Origin of the sequence: Streptomyces gelaticus (assembly GCF_014649535.1) — a bacterium.
GTDB lineage: Bacteria > Actinomycetota > Actinomycetes > Streptomycetales > Streptomycetaceae > Streptomyces > Streptomyces gelaticus.
The window spans coordinates 1-570 of the sequence record NZ_BMTF01000025.1; the positions used below are offsets into that span (position 1 = coordinate 1).

Sequence of the window (570 nt, forward strand, 5' to 3'; positions counted from 1 at the left end):
CGGACTCTCCAAGATCGGTGACATCACCAAGGGCCTCAAGGGCATCAGCAACATCGAGATCCCCAAACTCCCCGACGGTTCGGTGCAGTTGCCCGATGGCCGCCTCCTGGAGCCCAACGGGAACCTGGTCGCCCCGAACGGCGTGGTCGACACGACTCCGATCCCGCACGACACGGTCCCCGGCACCTCGGGCCTGCCGACGTCCTGGCAGATCCAGCAGCCGGTACCAGCAGGCGTTCACGTGGGAAGCGGCTTCCCCGACGTGGCGCCGCACTCCCCCGGCGGCGGCTTCGACAATGTGCCGTACGGTCCGGGCAACCACGTCCCGGGCGGATCACCCAACCACGTACCGAACGGATCGTTCGGCCCCGCCCCGGCACACTTCGACCCGGCAAGCCACGTCCCGGGCGGATCACCCAACCACGTACCGAACGGATCGTTCGGCCCCGCCCCGGCACACTTCGACCCGGCAAGCCACGTCCCGGGCGGCGCGCCCAACCACGTACCGAACGGATCGTTCGGCCCCGCCCCGGCACACTTCGACCCGGCGAGCCACGCCCCGGGCGGCGT

General features: G+C 70.4%; 1 pseudogene. It reads left to right on the forward strand.

Annotation, left to right across the window (positions count from 1 at the left end):
* Positions 1 to 570: pseudogene (locus IE107_RS35335) on the forward strand (ADP-ribosyltransferase); the annotation flags it as partial.